The organism is Streptomyces sp. NPDC005302 (genome assembly GCF_040607345.1).
In the GTDB taxonomy this organism is placed as follows: domain Bacteria; phylum Actinomycetota; class Actinomycetes; order Streptomycetales; family Streptomycetaceae; genus Streptomyces.
Genome location: NZ_JBEXGN010000036.1, coordinates 39261 through 46323 on the forward strand (window position 1 = coordinate 39261; position 7063 = coordinate 46323).

Consider the following 7063-nt stretch of genomic DNA (forward strand, 5'->3'; position numbering starts at 1 on the left):
GGAGGGGTGTCACACCCCGGACGAGACCTCAGTCTTCTCGCCCGAGGCCGGGGCTTTTCCCTCGGCCTCGGCGAGGGCCTTGTTGCGGCGCACGGACGACCAGAACGACAGCGCGATGAGGACGACGCCGACGAGGCCGGTGATGACCTCGTTGATCTGGTACTGGATGGTGACGAGGAGGATCACCGAGAGCGCGCCGATCGCGTAGTGCGCGCCGTGCTCCAGGTAGACGTAGTCGTCGAGGGTGCCCTGGCGGACCAGGTAGACGGTGAGCGACCGGACGTACATGGCGCCGATACCGAGACCGAGCGCCATCAGCACGATGTCGTTGGTGATGGCGAAGGCGCCGATGACACCGTCGAAGGAGAAGGACGCGTCCAGCACTTCCAGGTACAGGAACATGAAGAACGCCGCTTGGCCGGCGAGGACGACGGCCGGCTTCTTCTTGCCGCTCCGCTCGGCCTGCTCCTCCTCCTCGTGGGCGCGCTCCTCCTCGTCTTCGAGACGGTCCTCGAAGTAGCCGGAGAGGCCGCCGACGACCATGTACGTGATCAGGCCGGCGATGCCGGAGATCAGCACCGTCTGCGCCTTGTCGACGTGACCGCCGCCGTGCTGGTGGGCGTGGACCGCGAAGGTGAAGGAGGTGATGAGCAGGACGATCAGCGCGATGCAGACCGACAGCATGTCGACCTTGCCGAGCTTGGCCAGCGGCCGCTCGATCCAGCGCAGCCACTGGATGTCCCGGTCCTCGAAGATGAAGTCGAGGAAGATCATCAACAGGAACATGCCACCGAAGGCGGCGATCGACGGGTGCGCGTCGGTCACCAGCTGCTGGTACTGGTCCTTGTCGTTCAGCGCGAGATCGACCGCGTCGATCGGGCCGATCTTGGCGCTGATGGCGACGATGACGACGGGGAACACCAGGCGCATGCCGAAGACGGCGATCAGGACACCGATCGTGAGGAAGATCTTCTGCCAGAAGGCACTCATCTTCTTCAGGATTCCGGCGTTGACCACCGCGTTGTCGAAGGACAGCGAGATCTCCAGGACGGCCAGGATCGCCACGATCCCGAAGGCGGTCCACCCCCCGTAGAAGGCCGCTGCGACCAGACCGAGCGCGGTAATCGCGAACGACCAGCCGAAGGTTTTCAGAAGCACTGGCTACCCAATCATCGTGTCGTGGGGGCACCCCCAGCGGTCGCTCGGAGGAGGGCTTCCCCCGCGCCGCACTCGTCTTTACCTACTGTTGACCACGAAGTGTAGAGGGCCGCCTTCGACCGACGCAGGTGGGCCTAGGAAACATTCACCCCGAAGTCGAGGGCGATGCCCCGCAGCCCCGACGCGTACCCCTGGCCGACCGCGCGGAACTTCCACTCGGCGTTGTAGCGGTAGACCTCGCCGAAGATCATCGCCGTCTCCGTCGAGGCGTCCTCGGACAGGTCGTAGCGGGCGAGCTCCTGGCCGTCGGCCTGGTTGACGACGCGGATGAAGGCGTTGCTGACCTGGCCGAACGTCTGGCCGCGGTTGTCCGCGTCGTGGATGGAGACCGGGAAGACGATCTTGTCGACGTTGGCCGGGACCTTGGAGAGGTCGATCAGGATCGACTCGTCGTCGCCCTCGCCCTCACCCGTGAGGTTGTCACCGGTGTGCTCGACCGAGCCGTCCGGGCTCTTGAGCTGGTTGTAGAAGATGAACCATTCGTCCCCGAGCACCCGGCCGCCGTTGCACAGCAGGGCGCTGGCGTCGAGGTCGAAGTCGGCTCCGGTAGTGGAGCGTGCGTCCCAGCCGAGCCCGATCATCACCTGTGTGAGGTTCGGCGCGGCCTTCGAGAGGGAGACATTGCCCCCCTTGGCGAGCGTGACACCCATGATGCTGGTCCTCCCCGAGGTCGATCTTCACTTGGTACAGCAGGCCCGGCGCCGCACCGAAGAGGTGCGGCGCCGGGCCGTACGGCTGAGGCCCGAGGGCTCAGACGTTGACGCCGAAGTCCTGCGCGATGCCGCGCAGGCCCGAGGCGTAGCCCTGGCCGATGGCGCGGAACTTCCACTCCGCGCCGTTGCGGTAGAGCTCGCCGAAGACCATCGCGGTCTCCGTCGAGGCGTCCTCGGAGAGGTCGTAGCGCGCGATCTCCGCGCCGCCCGCCTGGTTCACCACGCGGATGTAGGCGTTGCGGACCTGGCCGAAGGACTGCTGGCGGTTCTCGGCGTCGTAGATCGAGACCGGGAACACGACCTTCTGGACCTCGGCCGGGACGGTGGCGAGGTTGACCTTGATCTGCTCGTCGTCCCCCTCGCCCTCGCCGGTGGTGTTGTCGCCGGTGTGCTCGACCGAGCCGTCCGGGCTCTTCAGGTTGTTGAAGAAGACGAAGTTCTGGTCACTGCTGACCTTGCCGTCATCGTTCGTCAGGATGGCGCTGGCGTCGAGGTCGAAGTCGACGCCGGTGGTGGTCCTGGCGTCCCATCCCAGACCCACGATGACCGCGGTCAGTCCTGGGGCTTCCTTCGACAGCGAGACATTGCCGCCCTTGCTGAGGCTGACTCCCACGAGTCCTCCCAATGGTGTTCGGGGGCGGTGATGCCCCGTAGATGCGTCGGTATCGGATCAACGATTCGATCCTAGTGACGGGTTCCCGTGCGCCGCAGGGCTTGGAACCGAAGAATCACAGGGTGTCGAGCGCCTTGACGTACTCGTTCAGGTCCCGCGCGTCGGGCAGGGCGTTGACGACCGTCCAGCGGACCACGCCCTCCTTGTCGATGACGAACGTGCCGCGCACCGCGCAGCCCTTGTCCTCGTCGAAGACGCCGTACGCGCGCGAGACGTTGCCGTGCGGCCAGAAGTCCGACAGCAGCGGGTACTCCAGTCCCTCCTGCTCGGCGAAGACGCGCAGGGTGTGGATGGAGTCGTTGGACACGGCGAGCAGCTGGGTGTCGCGCTCCGTGAACTGCGGCAGGTTGTCACGCAGGGAGCACAGCTCGCCGGTGCACACCCCGGTGAAGGCGAAGGGGTAGAAGAGCAGCACCACGTTCTTCTCGCCACGGAAGTCGGAGAGCCTCACGGTGGCGCCGTGGTTGTCCTTCAGCTCGAAGTCCGGGGCCTTGGTGCCGACGTCGACGCTCATGCTCACTCGCTTCCCTTCCAAGGGTCCGTTCGGGTGACGACCAGCCTACGCAGTGATCGCCGCGCGGCCCCGGTGCGGCCCGCGGGGTGACCCTCGGGACGGCCGGCGGCGCGGACGGTCGGCGGCCGCCCGGGTGGTCCGGGGCAAGCGTGAGGCCCCCGCCGAGGTGGCTCGGCGGGGGCCTCACGGATGCTCTGCTTGCAGACGGGGCTGCAGCTCAGCGCTTCGACTTGGGGGTGGCCAGGCGGGTGCCCGACCATTCCTTGCCGACGGAGATGCTCTTCGTCTGGGAGAGGCCGGCTGTCTGTGCGGCATCGCTGATGTCGCTGGGCTCGACGTAACCGTCCCTGCCGGTCTTCGGAGTCAGCAGCCAGATCATGCCGCCGTCCTCAAGGAGACCGATGACGTCCACCAGTGCGTCCGTGAGATCGCCGTCCTCGTCCCGGAACCACAACAGCACCACGTCAGCGACGTCGTCGTAGTCCTCGTCGACCAGATCCTGGCCGATCAGCGATTCGATGCCTTCACGGAGCTCGTGGTCAACGTCGTCGTCGAAGCCGATCTCCTGGACCACCTGTCCGGGCTCGAACCCCAGCCTGGCGGCCGGGTTGGTCCGCTCCTCCGCGTGGTCCGCGGTCGCGCTCACGGCTTGCCTCCTGATCATGTTTCGGGATTGGGGTCTCCCCCCGCTCGTCCAGAGCTCGGGGGAGTCTCAGCCACGCGCGTGCGCGAAGCATTGGCCGTAGTCCACACGGGCGGAGCGGATCGCGCAAGTACCCGGCCGTCGAGACCGCCGAAACGGTGACGATCCTGGCAGTGCCGACGCAACTCCCGGTGGGCCTTCATCAGGCCGCGTGACGCGCACCACACCCTTCTGCCCCTTTTATGAACTTCGGAACCCTTGGAGCCTACGAGAACCGAACGGCTTTGCGGAACGCGTCACGTACTGAGCGTATCGTTCTGTTTTGGTCGAGCCCGTCCCGCGGTCCGCACGAGCGTCTCGGTTACCCCTAAGTAGAGATGACGTACGCGTTCCCGAGGTACACGATGGGGAACGGTGCGGATACAGGGGAAACCCACCGCAGACAGCCCTCCGACAGCGAAGGAACAGCGTGGCTTCCGGATCCGATCGCAACCCGGTCATCATTGGCGGCCTTCCCAGCCAGGTCCCGGACTTCGACCCTGAGGAGACTCAGGAGTGGCTCGACTCCCTCGACGCCGCCGTCGACCAGCGCGGCCGTGAGCGCGCCCGCTATCTGATGCTTCGGCTGATCGAGCGGGCCCGCGAGAAGCGCGTGGCCGTGCCCGAGATGCGCAGCACGGACTACGTCAACACGATCGCCACCAAGGACGAGCCGTTCTTCCCCGGCAACGAGGAGATCGAGCGCAAGGTCCTGAACGCGACCCGCTGGAACGCGGCCGTGATGGTCTCCCGCGCCCAGCGCCCCGGGATCGGCGTGGGTGGCCACATCGCGACCTTCGCCTCCTCCGCGTCGCTCTACGACGTCGGCTTCAACCACTTCTTCCGCGGCAAGGACGAGGGCGACGGCGGCGACCAGATCTTCTTCCAGGGGCACGCCTCGCCGGGCATCTACGCCCGCGCGTTCCTCCTGGACCGGCTCTCCGGGCAGCAGCTCGACGCGTTCCGCCAGGAGAAGTCGAAGGCGCCCTACGGGCTGTCCTCGTACCCGCACCCGCGGCTGATGCCGGACTTCTGGGAGTTCCCGACCGTCTCGATGGGCCTCGGCCCGCTCGGCGCGATCTTCCAGGCGCGGATGAACCGCTACATGGAGGCGCGCGGCATCGCCGACACCTCCAAGTCGCACGTCTGGGCGTTCCTCGGCGACGGCGAGATGGACGAGCCGGAGTCGCTCGGCCAGCTGTCGATCGCGGCACGCGAGGGCCTGGACAACCTGACCTTCGTCGTCAACTGCAACCTCCAGCGCCTCGACGGCCCGGTGCGCGGCAACGGCAAGATCGTCCAGGAGCTGGAGTCGCAGTTCCGCGGCGCCGGCTGGAACGTGATCAAGCTGGTCTGGGACCGCACCTGGGACCCGCTGCTCGCGCAGGACCGCGACGGCGTGCTGGTCAACCGGCTGAACACCACGCCGGACGGCCAGTTCCAGACGTACGCCACGGAGACGGGCGCGTACATCCGCGACCACTTCTTCGGCGACGACCACCGGCTGCGCGCCATGGTCGAGAACATGACCGACGACCAGATCCTGCACCTGGGCCGCGGCGGGCACGACCACAAGAAGATCTACGCGGCGTTCTCGGCGGCCAAGACGCACGCGGGCCAGCCGACGGTGATCCTCGCGCAGACGGTCAAGGGCTGGACGCTCGGGCCGAACTTCGAGGGCCGCAACGCCACGCACCAGATGAAGAAGCTGACGGTCGCCGACCTCAAGGGCTTCCGCGACCGGCTGCACCTGCCGATCTCCGACAAGGAGCTGGAGGACGGCGCGCCGCCGTACTACCACCCGGGCCGGAACTCGGAGGAGATCCAGTACATGCACGACCGGCGCAAGGGGCTCGGCGGGTACGTCCCGACGCGTGTCGTGCGGTCGAAGCCACTGGCGCTGCCCGAGGACAAGACGTACGCGAGCGTGAAGAAGGGCTCGGGTCAGCAGTCCATCGCGACGACCATGGCCTTTGTGCGGTTGCTCAAGGACCTCATGCGGGACAAGGAGATCGGCAAGCGCTTCGTGCTGATCGCGCCCGACGAGTACCGCACCTTCGGCATGGACTCGTTCTTCCCGAGTGCGAAGATCTACAACCCGCTCGGCCAGCAGTACGAGTCGGTGGACCGTGAACTGCTGCTCGCCTACAAGGAGTCACCGACCGGCCAGATGCTGCACGACGGCATCTCGGAGGCCGGCTGCACGGCCTCGCTGATCGCGGCGGGCTCGGCGTACGCGACCCACGGCGAGCCGCTCATCCCGGTCTACGTCTTCTACTCGATGTTCGGTTTCCAGCGCACCGGTGACCAGTTCTGGCAGATGGCCGACCAGTTGGCGCGCGGTTTCGTCCTGGGCGCGACCGCCGGGCGTACGACCCTGACCGGTGAGGGCCTGCAGCACGCGGACGGCCACTCGCAGCTGCTCGCCTCGACGAACCCGGGCTGTGTCGCCTACGACCCGGCGTTCGGATTCGAGATCGCGCACATCGTGCAGGACGGCCTGCGCCGCATGTACGGATCGACCGAGGAGCGACCGCACGGCGAGGACGTCTTCTACTACCTCACCGTCTACAACGAGCCGATCCAGCACCCGGCCGAGCCGGAGAACGTGGACGCCGAGGGCATCCTCAAGGGCATCCACCGCTACGCCGCGGGCACGTCGGGCACCATCCCGGCGCAGATCCTCGCCTCCGGTGTCGCCGTCCCGTGGGCCGTCGAGGCCCAGCGGATCCTCGCCGAGGAGTGGAACGTCCGGGCGGACGTGTGGTCGGCGACCTCCTGGAACGAGCTGCGGCGCGAGGCCGTCGACGTGGAGCGGCACAACCTGCTGCACCCCGAGGAGGAACAGCGCGTCCCGTACGTGACGCGCAAGCTGTCCGACTCCCAGGGCCCGTTCGTGGCCGTCTCGGACTGGATGCGCTCGGTTCCGGACCAGATCGCGCGCTGGGTGCCCGGCACCTACCAGTCCCTCGGCGCGGACGGCTTCGGCTTCGCGGACACGCGCGGCGCGGCCCGGCGGTTCTTCCACATCGACGCGCAGTCGATCGTGGTCGCGGTGCTGACCGAGCTGGCCCGTGAGGGCAAGGTGGACCGGTCGGTCCTGAAGCAGGCCGTCGACCGCTACCAGCTCCTCGACGTCTCCGCGGCGGACCCGGGGGCGGCGGGCGGGGACGCGTAGGCGTCCGTAGGCACGGGAGGGGCGGGGGGGGGGGGGGCCGCCGCCCCCCCCACCCAGATATTACAAACATACGGGAGGGCACGAC

6 protein-coding genes are annotated in these 7063 nt (G+C 67.5%); 1 reads left to right on the top strand and 5 read right to left on the bottom strand.

Annotated features, from left to right (window positions below):
- Nucleotides 1-9 precede the first annotated feature (9 nt).
- From ABZT74_RS33155 to ABZT74_RS33175, 5 genes are all read right to left on the bottom strand, one after another.
- Entirely contained in the window at nucleotides 10-1158 is a 1149-nt protein-coding gene (locus ABZT74_RS33155) for a DUF475 domain-containing protein (RefSeq protein ID WP_356440973.1), read from the bottom strand.
- Nucleotides 1159-1292: 134 nt separating this feature from the next.
- A complete protein-coding gene (locus ABZT74_RS33160) occupies nucleotides 1293-1868 on the bottom strand; it encodes a TerD family protein (RefSeq protein WP_081217084.1) in 576 nt (191 codons plus the stop codon).
- Between the two features lie 100 nt (nucleotides 1869-1968).
- Nucleotides 1969-2544, bottom strand: a complete 576-nt coding sequence (locus tag ABZT74_RS33165) for a TerD family protein (RefSeq protein WP_351427918.1) — start codon at nucleotides 2542-2544, stop codon at nucleotides 1969-1971.
- A 115-nt stretch (nucleotides 2545-2659) separates the two neighbouring features.
- Entirely contained in the window at nucleotides 2660-3118 is a 459-nt protein-coding gene (locus tag ABZT74_RS33170) for a peroxiredoxin (RefSeq protein WP_356175290.1), read from the bottom strand.
- Between the two features lie 217 nt (nucleotides 3119-3335).
- Nucleotides 3336-3764, bottom strand: coding sequence for a DUF3052 domain-containing protein (locus tag ABZT74_RS33175; RefSeq protein ID WP_081217087.1), 429 nt, complete (start codon nucleotides 3762-3764; stop codon nucleotides 3336-3338).
- A 466-nt stretch (nucleotides 3765-4230) separates the two neighbouring features.
- Here ABZT74_RS33175 and aceE point away from each other — a divergent pair, with 466 nt between their 5' ends.
- On the top strand, nucleotides 4231-6978 hold the full coding sequence (aceE, locus tag ABZT74_RS33180; protein WP_356175287.1) for a pyruvate dehydrogenase (acetyl-transferring), homodimeric type: 2748 nt from the start codon (nucleotides 4231-4233) through the stop codon (nucleotides 6976-6978).
- Nucleotides 6979-7063: the final 85 nt, after the last annotated feature.

What these genes read in the sequence shown, in the direction of transcription:
- ABZT74_RS33170 (WP_356175290.1), bottom strand. Translation starts at nt 3,118, where the DNA reads ATGAGCGTCGACGTCGGCACCAAGGCCCCGGACTTCGAGCTGAAGGAC.
- ABZT74_RS33160 (WP_081217084.1), bottom strand. Translation starts at nt 1,868, where the DNA reads ATGGGTGTCACGCTCGCCAAGGGGGGCAATGTCTCCCTCTCGAAGGCC.